The organism is Candidatus Neptunochlamydia vexilliferae (assembly GCF_015356785.1).
Lineage (GTDB): Bacteria > Chlamydiota > Chlamydiia > Chlamydiales > Simkaniaceae > Neptunichlamydia > Neptunichlamydia vexilliferae.
Map to the genome: position 1 here is coordinate 34,027 of NZ_JAAEJV010000003.1, position 16,876 is coordinate 50,902.

Here is a 16,876-nt window from a genome sequence, read left to right on the forward strand (position 1 = left end):
TATAAAAACAATAATCAAAACAGTCACACCAAATAAATGAGCAGAACTGTGCCAAATAACCTTAAAAGTGTACTTCCCTCTATTTTGGATCAAGCCCCATACCCCCTTTGCAAGAAAATATGGGGTAAGAAATGCAATAAAAACATACAAAAAATACTTAAAAATTTCCATTTCCAAAAGCACCTCCAAAGGAATTAATCGAAAGATTACACTCTAAGCTGATTAAAAATTTTTCACAATCAAAATTTATGCACCTATCTTTCAGTTGACAGTAGGTGGCAACCAAGGGTAAAATTTCTGACAAATAAGGATTAAAAATGAAGACGTTACATGTTTGTAATGTAAACTTTGAATGGGAGCTTGAAAACCGGTCAAAAATGGGGGTTAAGGACTCTTTTATGGTCCACCCCAACTATTTGCAGCTCCAGTTTCTCCCCTTTTTGTATGCCAAGCCGGGCGATGGGGTCGTTGTCACCCACCATCCTCCCGAAGTGCCAGAAGGAATTGCCGTCCATCTTTTTGAAGATGAGATCGAGGGGTATGATCGGATTGAGACCTGGGGATGGTCCAAGGCGATTGAGCGGTGGTCTCCCCTCCCCTATAAAGTGCCCGATTGTTTACGCGAGGTCGCCTCCAAAGCTTTCTCCTTTACCCACAGCCCCAACCTTCCAGGAGCAAAACTGCTCCACCATCCCGAAGAAGCAAAAGGATGGATTGCCGAGGGACCCTACCCAAAAGTGCTTAAGACTTGCTATGGAATGGCAGGAAGACGGCGGATCATTTTGGAAAAGCCAGAGGATTATGAAAAAGCTCAGGCTCAAGTCCTAAAAGAGTTTGAGCGGGGACACCAGCTGATTGGAGAGCCTTGGGTGAACAGGCAGATGGATTTTTCAACGCAGTGGGTCCTTGGCGATGAGATCACCTATTTAGGAGCGACGGTTTTAGAAAATACAAAGTGGGGAAATTATAGTCGCACCTATGTGGGTCAAGACATTCCCTTTTTAGAAGAGCATCTAGAAAAAGTGCAGTCTCCCTTAAAACATCTTTGGGCACGGGGTTTCCGAGGCAATCTTGGAATCGACGCAATGGTTTACGACAATAAACTCCATCCGATAGTGGAGATCAATACCCGGAAAACGATGGGGTGGCTCGCCTTAAAATTGGGGAAAAGTTTGGCTTATGAAAATGGGACCCAAGGGCTCCTTCCCAGCTTTTTAATGACAGACAAAAAAATTCCGTTTCAGAAACAGCTCGTCCTGTTATAGTCACGTTTATGGATCGATTAAAAATTACTGGGGGAACCCCTCTAAACGGACATGTCAAAGCAGCAGGCGCTAAAAACGCTATTTCAAAGATGCTTGTTGCTTCCCTTCTCTCCGATAAAAAGTGCATTTTCACGAACGTTCCCAATATTTCTGAAGTTGAAACAACGGTCAACCTCTGCAAAGAGATTGGAATGGAGGTGAAGTGGGAGAAGGAAGAGGGGCGGATGGAGGTGATCACCAAAGAGGTGAAGTCTTCTTATGTCCCCTTGAACTTTTCAGGAGCCAATCGGATCCCCATTTTGATGATGGGAGCGCTGTTAGGGCGGACAAAAGAAAACATTATTGTCCCCACGGTGGGAGGGTGCAAAATTGGAAAACGCCCTGTTGATTTTCACATCATGGCCCTTGAAAAATTGGGGGCAAAAGTGGAATATCGCACCATTAAAAAAGAGCAAGCCTACTTTGCCCATGCTCCTGAAGGGATGAAGGGGGCCATTGTTGAACTTCCCTACCCTTCTGTGATGGCGACTGAAAATGCGATCCTTGCCGCCTGCCGCGCGAAAGGGCAAACCGCCATTCGAGGGGCTGCGATGGAGCCTGAAGTGATCGACCTCATCCTCTTCTTGCAAAAGCTTGGCGTTGTGATTTATGTCGATGTCGATCGAACCGTCTATGTCCGAGAAACGACCCAGTTTTATGAGGTGGAGCACAAGGTGATCACCGATCGGATCGAAGCCGCTTGTTTTGGAATGGCAGCGATCGCCACAAAGGGGCGGGTCTTTGTCGAGGGGGCAGAGCAACCCCATATGGTCACTTTCCTCAACAAACTCCGCCGGATCAATGGAGGGTTTGCCGTTAAGGAAAATGGAATAGAGTTTTTCTATCAAGGTCCCCTCAAGGGAGGACTCCACCTAGAGACCGATGTCCACCCCGGCTTTTTAACCGATTGGCAACAACCTTTTGTTGTCCTTCTTACACAAGCCGAAGGAAGCTCGGTTGTTCATGAAACGGTTTATGAAAACCGTTTTGGATATGTCAAAGCGCTGAAAGAAATGGGAGCCCACATGGAACTGTTTACCCAGTGTTTGGGTGACCGTCCTTGCCGCTTTGCGAATCAAAACTATGAGCATAGCTTGATCGTCAAAGGGCCGACAGCATTTCGGGGAAAAGAGATTGTTATTCCCGACCTTCGCGCGGGCTTTGCCTATGTCATGGCCGCCCTTCTTGCCCCTGAAGAGAGTATCCTTTCGGGACTCCCTTACCTCGATAGAGGCTACGAGCACCTAGAGGAAAAGCTCCAAGGACTGGGCGCCAATATCACCCGTGTTAAAGCCCCTAAAGAGGAATTGCAACTTAGCTCTAGCTAGGTTATAATGCTCTCATGTCCAATTGGCGCGCCCTGCAAAGGGAAAACTTTACCCAAATCGACAAGCTTGCCGACTTTCTCGAGCTTGCCCCTGAAAAAAGAGAAACACTTTTAAAGGCTCCCCCCTTCCCGCTGAATTTCCCCAAAAGACTCGCCGAAAAAGTGACAAAAAATAGCCTAAGCGACCCGATCCTCCGCCAGTTTCTTCCAATCGTCGAAGAAACAAAGGAAACTGCTGGCTTTTCATCCGATCCCGTTTGCGACGCCTCCTTTCAAAAAACGCCCCACCTCCTCCAAAAATATGGAGGGCGGGCCCTTCTCATCACCACCAGCGCCTGCGTCATGAATTGCCGCTTTTGCTTCCGACAAAACTACCCTTACGAAGGGGGACCCAAAACCTTTGAAAAAGAGCTCGAGATGTTACAGAGTGACCCCTCGATCCACGAAGTGATCCTGAGCGGGGGCGATCCCCTTTCCCTTTCCGACGAAAAACTTGGGGAGCTCATCAGGGCGCTAGAAACAATTCCCCACCTCAAACTTCTCCGGTTTCATACCCGCTTTCCCATTGGGATCCCCGAGCGGATCACAGAAGAGCTTGTGAGTTTACTAAAAGAGACCCGCCTCCAGCCGATTTTTGTGTTGCATACCAACCACACCAATGAACTTGATGGGGAGGTCTTTGCCGCACTGAAAAACTTGGGAGCCCCCCTTCTAAGTCAAACCGTTTTACTCCATGGAGTGAATGACGATGTCATAGCCCTTAAGGAGCTTTTCTTAAAGCTAGCGGCACACGGAATTCTCCCCTACTACTTGCACCAATTGGACCGGGTCAAGCAGGCCCACCATTTTGAAGTTCCCATAGAAAAAGGAAAAGAGCTCATCGCCGCCTTAAGGAAAGAGCTTCCTGGGTATGCCGTTCCCACCTATGTGCAAGAAGTAGCGCACGAGCCCCACAAAACTCCCCTATAAAAGCTCTGTCCAGTCGATAATATGGTCGAAATAGTCTTCTTCTATAACTTGTTGAGTACATCCTCCAATATGGATTAGGACAGGTCGGAGAGAAAATAGTCTAGGAATAGAAAGGGTACTTAATTTTTTCTTGGTTTCTTCAACAACTTCCATCCCAACAGGATTTTTTGAAAACTTGATTTCACAAGGGTAAAGGGTATCTTTGCATTGAATCAAGTAGTCTATTTGACACCCTTTTCTAGCTTTGGTTCGTGTCTGAAAAAAAGGACCATCAAATACATAATCAGAGGAGCAGATATTTAACTTCTCTAAAAGCTCATGACTATTATGAATGACAAGATTTTCGAATTGGAAACCCATGATCGATTCCCACTGAGTAGAAGTATAAAGTGAGCTACTTTTAAACTTTCCCCTAAAAACCTGTTGCTTATTTGGAACAATATATTTGAGATAGAAGCGCAGATAGTTATCACTCAACCGATATTTTCTTAGTTTACTTATTTTAAATGTCTTAATATCCCAAGTAAAGTCAGCAGATAAAAAACCTGCTTCTGTTAAGTCCTTAAGATACTCCGAAATAACCCTTCCATTCTCCCTTCCTATTTTGCTACAGATTTCTTCTTGATAAAGCGAGTGGTTGCTAGACAAAGCTTCTACAATGTCTTTATAAACCTCACTTCTCCTAGAAAAAAGTTCATGAAAAATCCGGTTAAATTCATTAAAAAGCAGTCCTGATTCTGTAAAACAAAGCCTTTTGATATTTTCTTCTGCTGTTAACTTTGGATCAATCGCATCAAGATATTTCGGAACACCCCCTGTTACATTTAAAACTTTAAGCTTTTCAAACGGAGAAATAGATTTTTCCCTCTTTCCCCAAAATTTTGAACACTCTGATATTGAAAGCTCTCTTAAGTTAAGCGTTAAATCAACTCGTCCAAAAAAACCTGTATTGTTTAGAATATTCTTATCAATCCAACCGGAAATTGAACTAGCTACGATTAAGATTAACTTTGGGTTTTTTTCAAAGAATCGATCCCAAGCAATTTTAAGTTTTCCGAGAAAAACAGGATCTTTTGATCCCATCCAAGAAATTTCATCCAAAGCAATCAGAACCTTCCCTTTTTGCACCTCCTTAGAAAGGGTTGAAAAAATTTCACTCCAATCATTACCTTTAATATTTGGAAGCCCCTGACCAACCATCTGTTGAATAAACTCCTCTCTTTGAGACTGACTTGTTACCCCAGGAGTTGGGGGAATGCCTGTAAACAAATATTTTTTTGAAAAACTGTTTGAAAATTCTTCTATAAGGTAGCTTTTTCCAATACGTCTCCTTCCCTTAATTGCTATAAATCTTGCTGATCGACCTGCAGCCTGTCTTTTAAGTAACTTAAGCTCTTCTTCTCTACCTATAAACATGTCAGTTCCTATGCATCACTAAATCAATGATTGTTGATTTAATGATACTTTTTTTGCCCTTTTTTTGCATCACTAAATCAACAATCATTGATTTAATGATACTTTTTTTCAGAAAAAATCTATCACTAGATCGATATTTATTGATTTAGTGATACTTTACATACGATCTAAAGTCTTGAGGCCGAGGATCTGAAGCCCTTGGGCGAGGATCCGAGCGGTCAGTTCGCAAAGGACAAGACGGCTACTTTCTTCGGGGGTGCCCTCGACGCGGCAATCGCGGAAGAAGGCATGGAACTTTTCGGCTAGCTCGTAGAGGTAGTCGGAAAGACGGTTGGGTAAAAGCTCCCGATCCATGTGGGAAAGGGTCTCTCCAAATTGGCGGGCATGGAGCCCGAGCGCAATCTCTGTCGGGTGGGTGAGGACAATCGGAGTGGTTGCAAATAGGGCGTTAATATCTTTGTTACACTTCCGCTTAATCCCTTGAATCCGGACATAAGAGTAGAGAAGGTAGGCGGCGGTATTTCCATCAAACTTCAGCATCCGGTCGTAGCTAAAGAGATAATCTTTCACCCGATGGCATGAAAGATCGGCATATTTAACCGCATCAACACCAAGAATTTTTGCCGACTCATCAAGCTCTTTTTCGGTCGCTTCTTCCCGCCTTTCTTCGAGGAGAAGGCGGGCACGACGAACCGCTTCTTGAAGAAGGTCGATGAGCTTTTCGGTTTCTCCGGAGCGGGTCTTGAACTTTTTTCCATCGGCGCCTAGGACCACCCCAAAAGGAACATGTTCCACCTCTGTCTTTTCAGGGTCGTAGTAGCCCGCTTTAGTGGCCGCTCCAAAGACCATCTGAAAATGGAGCTGCTGCCCCGCATCGACAACATAGATGATCCGATCGGCTTTTTCCTCTTGGACCCGTTGGCGGAGCGCTGCTGAATCGGTTGTTGCATAGTTGTAACCCCCATCCGATTTTTGCAAAATGAGGGGGAGGGGGCTTCCATCCTTGGCTTTAAATCCTTCTAGAAAAACGCATTTGGCCCCATCCGATTCTTCAAGAACCCCTTTTGCTTCATAGTCTTGAACCACTTGGGCAAGCATCGGGTTATAAAAGGACTCTCCCCTTTCTTCAAGGGAAACATCTAAAAAGTCGTAAATCTCTTGAAACCCTTTGCGAGAAATCTCTCGGATTTTTTCCCAGGCTGCCAGCGCCTCTTTTTCCCCTCCTTGGAGGCTCACCACCTGGAGTTGGGCCCGCTTCTTAAAGTCGGGATCGGCATCGAAGATCTTTTTCGACTCCTTATACCAGTGCATAAGTGAGGAGAGGTCGGTCTCTTTTTCACCGGCAAGGATCTCAGGCTCTTTTTCTTTCAGGTAGGTAATGAGCATCCCAAACTGGGTTCCCCAATCGCCAATGTGGTTAAGGCGGAGAACATCATGTCCTAAAAATTCGAAGAGGCGAGCAAGACTTTCTCCAATGATGGTCGAGCGAAGATGCCCCACATGAAGCTCTTTGGCGACATTGGGAGAAGAAAACTCTACGATCACTTTTTTCTTTTCTTTGAGAGGGGGAACACCGAGACGGGGATCGGCAGCAACCGCGGTCAGTTCCTTAGAGAGAAAATCTTCTTTGAGGGTGATGTTGATAAAGCCAGGCCCTGCGATCTCAAGCTTTTCAATCATTTTCCCCAATTCCCACTTCTCTTTGATCTGCTCAGCCACTTTGCGGGGGTTTTCCTTCAGCTGTTTGGCAAGCTTCATTGCCGAATTACACTGATAGTGGCCAAAACGGGGGTTGGTGCTTTGGGTGATGTCAGCTCCTGGCTCTACAGTAGGAAAAAGCTCTTTTAATATTTTTGTTGCCTGCTCTTGCAGCTGCTCTGATAAGTTCTCCATAAGGAGGTGATGATGGGGGTATTCACCGAAATTGTCAAGGGGAGAGGTTTCAAAATTTCCCATAAACACATGCAGTTTTGCTTAATATGCAAAAACACACACACTTATCTGGACAGCAGCATCCTCCCCTTAATACCTCTAAATATACTACCTGACCTACAAAAAGCAGATTAATAATCTATCGCTAATTTGAAAAGCTAATAGAGCTAGAGGAAGATGAGGAGCTACTGCTGCTTGAACTATCTGAGGTTTGCTGTTTGAAAAAATTTTCTACTGCATTTTGGTCTTTGAAAAATTCATTAATTGTATTTTCATTACTATCGTTCTTAATAATACTAGTTTGTTGTTGTGAGGTTTTTTTAGACGCACAACAGCTTACCAAATGGTTATAAGCAAAACTACCCTCTTGATAAAGTCCCTTAAAACACTTATAAAGTCTGTTCAATTTATTATCATTTAATTTTTTGTTATGATTAATGGTTTTTTGCAAAAGACTCATAATCAAGGGAGTGTAAAAAGAACAAGACCGACTTTGCTGGTTATTTCTGATTAGATCATGGTTTCCTTCTATTTTTTTCCAAATATTTATAATAGGAAATTGAAAACCACCAGTAAAACTACTAACACCAGAATTTTGTAACTCTTCAGGTGTTTGGGGCCTTATGCTATGTAGTTGCTTTTCAAGCTGTTTTACCACAAATAGTGCACCTTGTTTTTTATAATTTTTAATTTTTTGTTGTATACCTAAACAATCTAGTTCAATTTCTAAAGCCTTAGTGTAAAATTCTTGTTGATTTTGCTGCTGGTTGGAGCCTCCAGCATTTTTAAAACTTAATTTCGATAACATTCTATTCGAATAGTAATGATTATGTTCTGCTGCAACCTTAAGATGTTGTTTCATAAGGTTCAGATTTGTACCAAACTGGTTTTGATCAATCTCATACATGTAATAGCAAGTATATGCCAGTATAAACTTTGAATCCCACTGGAGGGAAGGAATTTCACAGTCTATTGTAGAAGCTTTTTGGAACATCTGCCTTGCTTTTTGAAGCTCATTAATTTTGTCTGTTTGACCAAGGTTCTTTTTCTCTTGTAAGGCCTTAAGACAACAATAACCCGCCATTAAATATCCTATAGGGCTCCCCAAATCCCCAGCCCTGTTCGCATACTTAAATGCCTGCTCAGTATCTGGTATGCAAAGGGATCTAGGCCTGTAGTAATAGGAAGCAAGCTGCAGCATAGATTTCACATGGCCTAGTCCCGCTGCACGCCTTAGCAGCTCAAACCATCTATTTTTATCTTTTTTATGACCTGTTAAGTGAGCCCAGCCCACCCAGTACATAGCAGCGGGAATTTGATGGTCCATTGCTTTTTCAAAGCATTTTAATCCGCTTTTCAGACGTTTACCGCGCTCAGAGCCTGTGAGACGATTAAAGTAAAGGTCGCCTAAGCTATAGAGAGCCTTATCAAAGCCTTTACCTGCAGCTAATTTTAAATATTTTTCAGCTCTTTCATCCAAAGGCGGAGTTGATTTCACACCAACTCTTATCGGAGATTCTAACATAAGAATGCAAAGCTGTGCAAAGAAAAGTTGAGCATACAAATAATCTTTGTCTGCAAGACTCTGCAACTCAGAGAGAATACTACTCGCATTATTTACAGGCTTCCCACTTTTTAGCACGCTATAGAAGGTGTAAAATAACTGATAGGCGGCCCCTTCTGGGAAGACTGCATTATTATGGATATCAAAAGCTTGCTTCTCGTTACATTTTAAAGCTTTTATTAGTCTTGCATGCTTGGCATATAGATTGCCACTTTTTATAGCATTGTCTAAGTCTCTCTCTACATTATCGATCAAATATTGATATTGCCCTACAATTCCAGGCATTAAATTTGAAAGAGCTTTTAGAAAAAACCGCCCACACAAGTCTCCTCCAATAGAAGCCCTTAGAAAGTATTCAGCAGCCTTGTTCCGATCTACATTAACCCCTATACCGTCTTGGTAAGCTCTTCCAAGAGCCGCTTGAGCAAAAGGACAGTTTTCTTGAGCAGCTTCATGGAGCAATTTGACTCCTAGATCAATGTCGGGTGCTACGCCTAAACCATAAAAAAGATAGTACCCCTGTTTTGCTTTTGCAGCTGTATGACCTAGGTTTGCTGCTTTTTTATACTGTTCATAAGCGTTGCTCCACTTTTTATAAGCTTGAGCCCATGTGTTTGATTGCAACTGATTCGAAACGTTTAAATTTTTTAAAAGCTTTTCATTCTCAAGAGCCTCTGCGTAAAGGGAGTGCGCATTTTGAATGTCTGTATCATATTTTGTGTCCGCTATTGCATAAATATCTTGACCGGCTATTAATAAGCTTGCTAAAATAGACTCAAATTTATTTAAATATGCAGTAATATTTGCTGATTTAAGATTGTCAGCTAAAACTGCATTATGACTTGCAACAACACAATTAGCAGCCGTCTGTAAATCATAAGCTATATAGCCTTCTTGCTCTAGACGCTGCTTATTTAAGACTTCAGTACTCTGAATGTAAATTTTAGGTATAGCAAGTTTTTCTTCGTCTTTCACACACTTACAAAGCTCATTCAAATATTTTAGCGCTGCTTCTTCTGTCATCAAAACCACATAAGGAAACCGTCTATGCCACCCAAAGTAACTTTTGGTATCGGATTCGACATGACTTTTAAGAAAAGTCTTTGTAGCGCTTGGATCCTTACATGTGTATGTATTATAAATAGCGATTTGACATTTATCATCTGTTACATTTTTGCTACATTTTACATATATGCAGTGACCTTTATATCCAGCTTGCAAAACGAAAAAACTGTCATTTTGTTTCGAACTAAAAACTTTGTTTATTAATTTTTTATTTAAGCAACCAGCCAATTTTTTATTTTTTATCATTTTCAAAAAATAGACATGAAAAAATGTAATTAAATCACTATTAATTTGATTGATAATTAAATTTTTTAATACCCTTTTTTTTCCATGAATCGAGGTATATTCTTGCGAACTAACCTCTAAATATTTTAAAACGAAAGATTGAATCCTTAAATATAAAAATACTTCAGGATCCCAGCGTTCTACCTTATGTTCTTCTCTAAAGATGCTGATTTTAGATATTGACTCGCTTGATAGATCCACCTGACTAATCTTTTCAATTACTTCACTTTCCTGTCTTAGTTCATAAACAGATACAAGCCTTCCTTTCATATGCTTCAGGTGTCCCAAATACTTCCGATACTGTATTCCGCTAAATTCATTAGCCTCAATGCCCGTCAGTTTCCCTATAAGAGTTTGAAATTCTTTATCTCTTGAAATTTTATGGATATGAAAGTAGCCTTGATTTGGAACATTGATCTTGTTTGTTTTTATAAAATCACCTATTTTTTCACAAATATCCTGAGAGCTTGGTATTGAAAAATTATTAATTGCTTGTTGAAACTGTTGCTCATTTCCCGATCCCGATTTAACAGCTTTTAAAACCGGGCCCAGGTAGTCTGCCATACGCACACCTTGCTGTTGGTTTGATGAACTGTTTGAAGATGATGAACTCATATAAATACCTTAACTGTTTGACTGCCTAGAAAAAAGTTTAAATATATCTATAGATTTAGCGCAAGAAATATTTTTATTTTTTAAGCGATCGAGTAAGAATTGGGCCTCTCCGATTCTTTTACTCGATCGCTTAGACGAAAATCCCTTCACTTGACATTAGGTAGCACTCCGGGGTAAGATTGGAGGACTTAACCAGAATAAGGAAAACCAAAGATGGCTAACTCCGTCATTACAAAAAGTTTGAAAGAGCTCCTTCTTGACTACCTCAAGAAGCACCGAAAGGCTGATCTATTAACGACTTACTTCTTTTTCCTTGAGAAGAAGTATCATATCGAACCGGTCCTTTTCATCCGCGAAAAAACGATCTACCAAAGTAAAGCAGAACTTTTAAAGACCCTTGAAGAGGCAGGAAAGCTCTGGCGAGAAACCGAGATCAAGATCCAAGTCGGCACCCAATCGGTCAACGAAGCGACAAAAAAAATCTATATTTGTCCCTTCACCGGCAAAGTCTTTGGTGACAATACCCACCCCAATCCTCAAGATGCGATCTATGATTGGGTCTCCAAATGTCCTGAAAATACCGAGCGGGTTGATGGGATGAAGGTCAAGCGCTTTTTCGTTTCTGAAGATCCTGAGGTGATTAAAAATTATATTCAAAAGCGGCGAGAACCCATCACTAAAATCGTCTTCTCTTCGGGAGTCACTGGAAAACTCTTTGGCAGCAAGAAAGCGGTCATCGACGACTTTAAAAAGAATCAGCTAAAAGAGATGGAACTTGTCGATGTCCCCTCTCAAAACCGGTTCAAGATCGAAGATCACTTCATGGAGTTTATCCAAGAACATCTCGACGACACCAAAATTTCTGCTTTCGTCGATGCGATGGCAAAAGAAGATGCGTTTAAGACCCATGTTGAGCGTTGGGTTGAAGAGAATCAGTAACTCTGCTGAAGAGACCGAAAAGATTGGCCGCGAGATCGGACAAGAGCTTTCTGCGGATGCGACTCTTTGTTTGAGCGGCGACTTGGGCGCGGGCAAAACCACCCTTATTAAAGGGATCGTCAGCGAAGTTGTTGGGATCTCTCCTCACGAAGTGACCAGCCCCACCTTTACTTACTTAAACATCTATGAAGGAAAAGAGACCGTTTATCACTTCGATTGCTACCGCCTTCAAGATGAAAAGGCTTTCCTAGAGCGGGGTTTAGGCGACTACTTTGAGGGGCTTTGCTTACTCGAGTGGCCTGAAAAGGTTAAAGGGATTTTGCCAAAGGAGCGGATCTCCATTCATATTAGCTACCTCGGAGAGGGAAAGAGAGAAATTATCTGTGAAAAAAATCCCCTTTAAAAAAGCAGAGTTTTTAACCTCTGCCCTGAAGTCTGATGAACTCCCTGATGGCGGCCTTCCTGAAATTGCCATTGTGGGACGGTCCAATGTGGGAAAGTCGTCATTGATCAACCATTTACTTCGCTCAAAAATGGTCGCTAAAGTTTCGTCCACTCCTGGAAAAACGCAGCGGATTAACTACTTTGTGATCGACGACGCTCTTCTTTTAGTCGACCTTCCTGGATATGGCTATGCAAAAACCTCCAAGTCGCTTCAAGAGGAGTGGGGGCTCTGGATTGAAAAGTATTTGAAAGAGCGTTCCCTTAAGCTGATCCTTTTTTTGGTCGACTCACGGCGGGAACTGACCCTTGAGGATCGACAATTTTTAGAGTGGGCCGACTACCACCAAACACCCCTTCTTCTGATTGCAACCAAAGGGGATAAGCTCAACCAAAAAGAAAAAGGGCAAGCCTTAAAAAGACTTGAAGGTGAGAAATCCTTGAGCCGATTCCCTCCCCTATTGTACTCTATAAAAGAAGGGAAGTGCAGAGAAATGCTCATCCACGAGATCAATAGAGCATTATAAGTTAAGGATAGGTTCAATGGGACTAATTCATAAAGACACCTTTGTCTGCTTCGACTGTGAAGCCACAGGGCTGGACCCTGAAAAAGATCGGATCGTGGAGATTGCTGCCGCCCGCTTTACTTTTGATGGGGTCGTTGAGACGATTGAGGATCTTATCAACCCTAGCATTTCCATTCCCCAGACGACAATTGAAATCCACCACATTACCGACGACATGGTAAAAGACAAACCGCCGATCAAAGAGGTCATTGGGAAATACCTCGATTTTATTGGAGACCATATTGTTGTCGGACATGCAATTCCCTTTGACCTTGCCCTCCTCGATGCCGAAGCGAAACGGTCGGGCCATGGCTCAAAACTTTTAAAGGCCCGCTTTTTAGATACCCTGCGAATGGCTCGCCTGTATGGAGAAAGCCCAACCAACTCTCTTCAAAGCTTGCGCAAGCATTTTAATATCGCAGCAGAAGGGGCTCACCGTGCAATGGGCGATGTCACCGTCAACATCGAAGTTTTCAAACACCTAAGTCGGAAATTTAAAACAACCGAAGAGCTGATAAAACGGCTCGAAAAACCGGTACAACTCAAAGCAATGCCCTTGGGAAAACATAAAGGACGCCCCTTTGGAGAAATCCCCATTGAATATTTACGTTGGGCAGCCCACCAAGACTTTGATCAAGATCTCTTGTTTTCTTTGCGCTCCGAACTAAAAAAACGGAAACAGGGAAATCTTTTTTCACAAGCCTCTAACCCCTTTTCAAATTTATGACCCTATCTATCAAAGATCTCGACTTGAAGGGGAAAAAAGTGCTCATGCGGGTCGACTTCAATGTCCCGATCGACCCTCACGGAAATATTACCGATGATACGCGGATCCGCCTAGCCATTCCTTCGATTCAGTATGCCTTAGATCAAGAAGCCACGGTGATTTTGATGAGCCACTTTGGCCGCCCCGATGGGAAGATCAACCCAGAGCTGTCATTAAAACCGTGTGCTGATAGACTCAGCGAACTGTTAGAAAGAGGGGTAGAACTTGCTCCCGACTGCGTCGGAGAGGAGGTGAAGCACATCGCCTCTCAGCTCGGTGCAGGCGAAGTTCTCTTACTCGAAAACTTACGCTTCCATAAGGGAGAACAATATCCTGAAAAGGAGCCAGCGTTTGCAAAAGAGCTCTCGGAGCTTGGCGATGTTTATGTGAATGATGCCTTTGGCTCTGCCCACCGAAAACATAGCTCCACCTTTGCGATCACACAGTTTTTCCCCGAAAAAAGTGCAATGGGTCTTCTTGTAGAAAGTGAACTTTCCTTCCTTTCCCGTATTGTCTTAGAGCCCAAACGCCCTTTCTATGCGATTATCGGAGGAGCAAAAATCGGAACCAAATTGGGAGTCTTAAAAGCCCTTCTTAAAAAGATCGACGCCCTCTTTATTGGAGGTGGAATGGCCTTTACCTTCTTAAAGGGAGAGGGAATTTCGATTGGAGATTCGATTTGTGATGATGAAAAACTTGAAGAGGGAAAACAGCTCCTTGAAATGTGCAGAAAAAAAGGAATAGAGGTCTACCTTCCCGAAGACTTTGTCATAACTAATGGAAAATCGGTTCAAATCAATCGCACCATTCCTCAAGGATGGAAGGGGATGGATATCGGCCCTAAAACGGTCGAAAATTGGAGCGCTAAGCTTGAAAAAGGTGTAACAATTTTTTGGAATGGACCGATGGGGGTTTTTGAGGAAAAACCTTTTTCCCATGGGACCCATCGGCTGGCTCAAAATTTATCTATGACAAAAGGAACCGTCATTGTGGGCGGAGGAGACTCTATTGCAGCGATTAACCTCCTCGGGCTAGAAAAAGGGTTTGCCCACCTCTCCACAGGGGGAGGGGCGACCCTCGAATTCATCGAATATGGTCACTTGGTAGGAATTGATGCCTTGAGCTAGAAATAGCATTGTCAAATATGTGCATATCGGTATAATAGTGGGCCTAGGAGCTGGGCAAAAATAACTCATGCATTTCTGGTGCCATAGCGCTTTAGCTGCGCGGCGCAAATCCGCAGGAAGCTTATTAGCTTTCAAGGAGTTGCAACAAAGCAGATGAAGATGTTATGGTTGCAGAAATGTATAAGTTATTTTTGCCCAGCTCCCTAATACCCTGCGGGGTTAAAGAGACCTTTTTACATAGGAAAATGATGTTAAAAAAACTCTTGAGGTGGTGTCCGTGAGAACAGGCACTCCCTTCACCAATAAGGAGCGTTATGACGACCGAATTTAGTCGCTGGCGCGCTTTCTTGTGGCCGATTCATCGTCGGGAAGTCAAAAAATTTGTCCCCCTTCTTATTCTCTACGCCCTAATTTGTTTCAACTATAGTCTCTTAAAGGCTGCTAAAGATGCCCTTGTTATCACCGCCAATGAAGCAGGAGCCGCAGTTGTTCCCTTCATCAAAATCTGGGTGATTTTGCCGATGGCTCTTGTAGTCACCTATCTCTTTACCCGCCTTTTTAACCGCTTTTCTCAAGAAAAAGTTTTCTATATAATGATCGGGAGCTTCCTCTCCTTCTTCATTTTCTTTGCAGTGGTTCTCTATCCTTTGCACGATGTAATCCACCCTCATGCCTTTTGTGACGGGCTCCAATCGATCTGCCCCCAAGGGTTTGGAGGACTCATTGCGATGGTCCGCAACTGGTCTTTCACCCTCTTTTATGTCGTGTCAGAACTTTGGGGAACAGCAATTATGTCAGTCCTTTTCTGGGCCTTTGCTAATGAAATCATGACGGTCAAAGATGCCAAGCGCTTCTACGGAATTTTAGGGGTAGGAGCCAATATCTCAGCCATTTTTGCCGGGCAAATTGCAATCCTCGTCTCGGGACAGCTATTCGACCTCTCCTTTATTTTTGGCTCCGATGCCTGGGGACAAAGTTTGGGACTTGTCACCACCATTGTTGTCTTTACCGGCCTTATTGCAATGGCCCTTTTCCGCTGGTACCACACTTCAGTTCTCCAGAAAGATCCTACAATGAAAGAGGAGCAGGTAAAACACCATGCCGCCCGCAAAAAAGTGAAAATGGGGATGCGGAAAAATTTCGCGTACCTTACTAAATCAAAATACCTTCTTTGCATTGCAGTCCTTGTCATTGGCTTTAACCTCGCGATCAACATGGTTGAAATTATCTGGAAAGATCAGATTCGCGTTGCCTACCCTAACCCCAATGACTTTAACGCTTACATGGGAAAGGTCTTAAAAGCGATCGGTTTTCTCTCTACTTTCATCGCCATTTTTATCAGTGGCAACATGATCCGCCGAATGGGGTGGACTTTTAGCGCACTCATCACTCCCATTGCCCTTCTCGTTACCGGAGTCTTCTTCTTTGGATTCCTCCTTTTAAGTGATCACCCCAGCCTGATTTCATGGAGCGCTGCGATGGGCTTTACCCCTCTTGCCTTGGGCGTTCTTTTTGGAACGGTCCAAAATGTCTTCTCTCGAGGGTGTAAATACACCCTTTTCGACGCCACAAAAGAAATCGCTTTCATCCCTCTGAGCTCGGAGTCGAAACTTAAAGGGAAAGCTGCAATCGATGGGGTGGGCTCCAGACTCGGAAAAACGGGAGGATCGATCATCCATGGAGGGCTTCTCATGGTCTTTGGAAGTGTCTCTTTAAGCACCCCTTTTGTGGGTGTTTTCCTCCTTCTTGTCGTCTTTGGGTGGATCGTCGCCACCAAATCGCTTGGAAGGCAGTTCAACCGCCTCACCGCTCAAGATGAGAAGCTTGACATTGAAGAAGCAGCCGCTGCCTCAGCGAAAGAACCGACCACACAACGAACCTCTGCCACCTAATTTCTTGAATGGTATTAATACTGCTTATATGCGATAATTAACTCATGCAACAAATGATTAATTTTATTGTTGAAAACAGCGCCTACGCGCCGTGGATTTCATTTTTTCTCATCTTGCTAGCGGGGTTCAATATCCCGATTAGTATTGATGTGATCATGGTTGTCACCGCATTCCTTGCTGCAACAACGATTCCAGAACATACGATCCCCCTCTTTATCAGTGTCCTTGTTGGCACCTACTTTTCTGCATGGATTTGCTACTGGATGGGCCGAAAGGTGGGGCGGAAGCTTTTAAAGTTCCCTTACTTTGCCAAACTTCTTCCCGAGCACCGGCTAGAAAAAATGGGGACATTTTACGAAAAATATGGCCTTCTTACCCTCATGATTGGACGATTTATCCCCTTTGGGATTCGCAATTGCATCTTTATGACAACAGGGATAAGTCAAGCAAACTTTAAGAATTTCATTAGACGGGACGCCTTAGCCTGCACGATCTGGGCAAGCGTCTGCTTTTTTGGCTTTTACTTGCTGGGGCAAAACTATGAACTGCTCCTTGCAAAGGTAAAAATGGTAAATCTTTTTATATTTTTAGCTTTCGGTGTGACGGTAATTGCCTTTGTCTGGTATAAGAAACAGAAACGACAATCCCATAAGAGACTTTAAGTAGCG

13 protein-coding genes are annotated in these 16,876 nt (G+C 43.2%); 10 read left to right on the forward strand and 3 right to left on the reverse strand.

All coding sequences use genetic code 11. The features are described from left to right. Window positions 1–317 precede the first annotated feature (317 nt). The 3 genes from NEPTK9_RS01215 to NEPTK9_RS01225 are packed head-to-tail and all read left to right on the forward strand — an operon-like array spanning window position 318 to window position 3,600. Entirely contained in the window at window positions 318–1,265 is a 948-nt protein-coding gene (locus NEPTK9_RS01215) for an ATP-grasp domain-containing protein (RefSeq protein WP_194847006.1), read from the forward strand. Between the two features lie 8 nt (window positions 1,266–1,273). Next, window positions 1,274–2,632 carry a UDP-N-acetylglucosamine 1-carboxyvinyltransferase gene (gene murA, locus NEPTK9_RS01220; protein WP_194847007.1) on the forward strand — a complete coding sequence of 453 codons (1,359 nt, stop codon included), beginning with the start codon at window positions 1,274–1,276 and terminating at the stop codon, window positions 2,630–2,632. A 14-nt stretch (window positions 2,633–2,646) separates the two neighbouring features. Beyond that, window positions 2,647–3,600: a KamA family radical SAM protein gene (locus NEPTK9_RS01225; protein ID WP_194847008.1), complete on the forward strand. Its 954-nt coding sequence runs from the start codon at window positions 2,647–2,649 to the stop codon at window positions 3,598–3,600. Here NEPTK9_RS01225 and NEPTK9_RS01230 read toward each other — a convergent pair. The 3 genes from NEPTK9_RS01230 to NEPTK9_RS01240 all read right to left on the reverse strand — a co-directional run bounded on the left by NEPTK9_RS01230 (window position 3,595) and on the right by NEPTK9_RS01240 (window position 10,477). Beyond that, entirely contained in the window at window positions 3,595–5,016 is a 1,422-nt protein-coding gene (locus tag NEPTK9_RS01230) for an AAA family ATPase (RefSeq protein ID WP_194847009.1), read from the reverse strand. The genes NEPTK9_RS01225 and NEPTK9_RS01230 overlap by 6 nt on opposite strands. Window positions 5,017–5,172: 156 nt before the next feature. Further along, entirely contained in the window at window positions 5,173–6,909 is a 1,737-nt protein-coding gene (gene argS / locus NEPTK9_RS01235; RefSeq protein ID WP_194847052.1) for an arginine--tRNA ligase, read from the reverse strand. A gap of 184 nt (window positions 6,910–7,093) precedes the next feature. Continuing rightward, window positions 7,094–10,477 (reverse strand): tetratricopeptide repeat protein, encoded by a 3,384-nt coding sequence (locus NEPTK9_RS01240; RefSeq protein WP_194847010.1) that lies wholly within the window; start codon window positions 10,475–10,477, stop codon window positions 7,094–7,096. 213 nt (window positions 10,478–10,690) lie between these two features. Between NEPTK9_RS01240 and NEPTK9_RS01245 the strand changes: the two genes are divergently transcribed. The 7 genes from NEPTK9_RS01245 (at window position 10,691) to NEPTK9_RS01275 (ending at window position 16,870) form a co-directional block, all read left to right on the forward strand. Further along, window positions 10,691–11,416: a DUF2709 domain-containing protein gene (locus tag NEPTK9_RS01245; RefSeq protein ID WP_194847011.1), complete on the forward strand. Its 726-nt coding sequence runs from the start codon at window positions 10,691–10,693 to the stop codon at window positions 11,414–11,416. Further along, window positions 11,400–11,819 (forward strand): tRNA (adenosine(37)-N6)-threonylcarbamoyltransferase complex ATPase subunit type 1 TsaE, encoded by a 420-nt coding sequence (gene tsaE, locus NEPTK9_RS01250; RefSeq protein WP_228546952.1) that lies wholly within the window; start codon window positions 11,400–11,402, stop codon window positions 11,817–11,819. Before NEPTK9_RS01245 ends, tsaE begins: the two co-directional genes overlap by 17 nt. Next, the gene (gene yihA / locus NEPTK9_RS01255) at window positions 11,800–12,384 is read left to right on the forward strand and encodes a ribosome biogenesis GTP-binding protein YihA/YsxC (RefSeq protein ID WP_194847012.1); all 585 of its coding nucleotides are present in this window, start codon (window positions 11,800–11,802) and stop codon (window positions 12,382–12,384) included. The genes tsaE and yihA overlap by 20 nt, the downstream gene beginning before the upstream one ends. 16 nt (window positions 12,385–12,400) lie before the next feature. After that, entirely contained in the window at window positions 12,401–13,150 is a 750-nt protein-coding gene (locus tag NEPTK9_RS01260) for a putative quorum-sensing-regulated virulence factor (RefSeq protein ID WP_194847013.1), read from the forward strand. After that, entirely contained in the window at window positions 13,147–14,316 is a 1,170-nt protein-coding gene (locus NEPTK9_RS01265) for a phosphoglycerate kinase (RefSeq protein WP_194847014.1), read from the forward strand. The genes NEPTK9_RS01260 and NEPTK9_RS01265 overlap by 4 nt, the downstream gene beginning before the upstream one ends. 314 nt (window positions 14,317–14,630) lie before the next feature. Beyond that, complete coding sequence (locus NEPTK9_RS01270) at window positions 14,631–16,208, forward strand: Npt1/Npt2 family nucleotide transporter (RefSeq protein WP_194847015.1); 1,578 nt, start codon at window positions 14,631–14,633, stop codon at window positions 16,206–16,208. A gap of 53 nt (window positions 16,209–16,261) precedes the next feature. Beyond that, window positions 16,262–16,870, forward strand: coding sequence for a DedA family protein (locus NEPTK9_RS01275; RefSeq protein WP_194847016.1), 609 nt, complete (start codon window positions 16,262–16,264; stop codon window positions 16,868–16,870). The last annotated feature ends 6 nt before the right edge of the window (window positions 16,871–16,876 follow it).

Coding starts and splice junctions, on each gene's coding strand:
- NEPTK9_RS01240 (WP_194847010.1), bottom strand. CDS start 10,477: ATGAGTTCATCATCTTCAAACAGTTCATCAAACCAACAGCAAGGTGTG.
- NEPTK9_RS01225 (WP_194847008.1), top strand. CDS start 2,647: ATGTCCAATTGGCGCGCCCTGCAAAGGGAAAACTTTACCCAAATCGAC.
- NEPTK9_RS01260 (WP_194847013.1), top strand. CDS start 12,401: ATGGGACTAATTCATAAAGACACCTTTGTCTGCTTCGACTGTGAAGCC.
- NEPTK9_RS01215 (WP_194847006.1), top strand. CDS start 318: ATGAAGACGTTACATGTTTGTAATGTAAACTTTGAATGGGAGCTTGAA.
- NEPTK9_RS01275 (WP_194847016.1), top strand. CDS start 16,262: ATGATTAATTTTATTGTTGAAAACAGCGCCTACGCGCCGTGGATTTCA.
- NEPTK9_RS01245 (WP_194847011.1), top strand. CDS start 10,691: ATGGCTAACTCCGTCATTACAAAAAGTTTGAAAGAGCTCCTTCTTGAC.
- NEPTK9_RS01265 (WP_194847014.1), top strand. CDS start 13,147: ATGACCCTATCTATCAAAGATCTCGACTTGAAGGGGAAAAAAGTGCTC.
- NEPTK9_RS01230 (WP_194847009.1), bottom strand. CDS start 5,016: ATGTTTATAGGTAGAGAAGAAGAGCTTAAGTTACTTAAAAGACAGGCT.
- murA (WP_194847007.1), top strand. CDS start 1,274: ATGGATCGATTAAAAATTACTGGGGGAACCCCTCTAAACGGACATGTC.
- argS (WP_194847052.1), bottom strand. CDS start 6,909: ATGGAGAACTTATCAGAGCAGCTGCAAGAGCAGGCAACAAAAATATTA.
- NEPTK9_RS01270 (WP_194847015.1), top strand. CDS start 14,631: ATGACGACCGAATTTAGTCGCTGGCGCGCTTTCTTGTGGCCGATTCAT.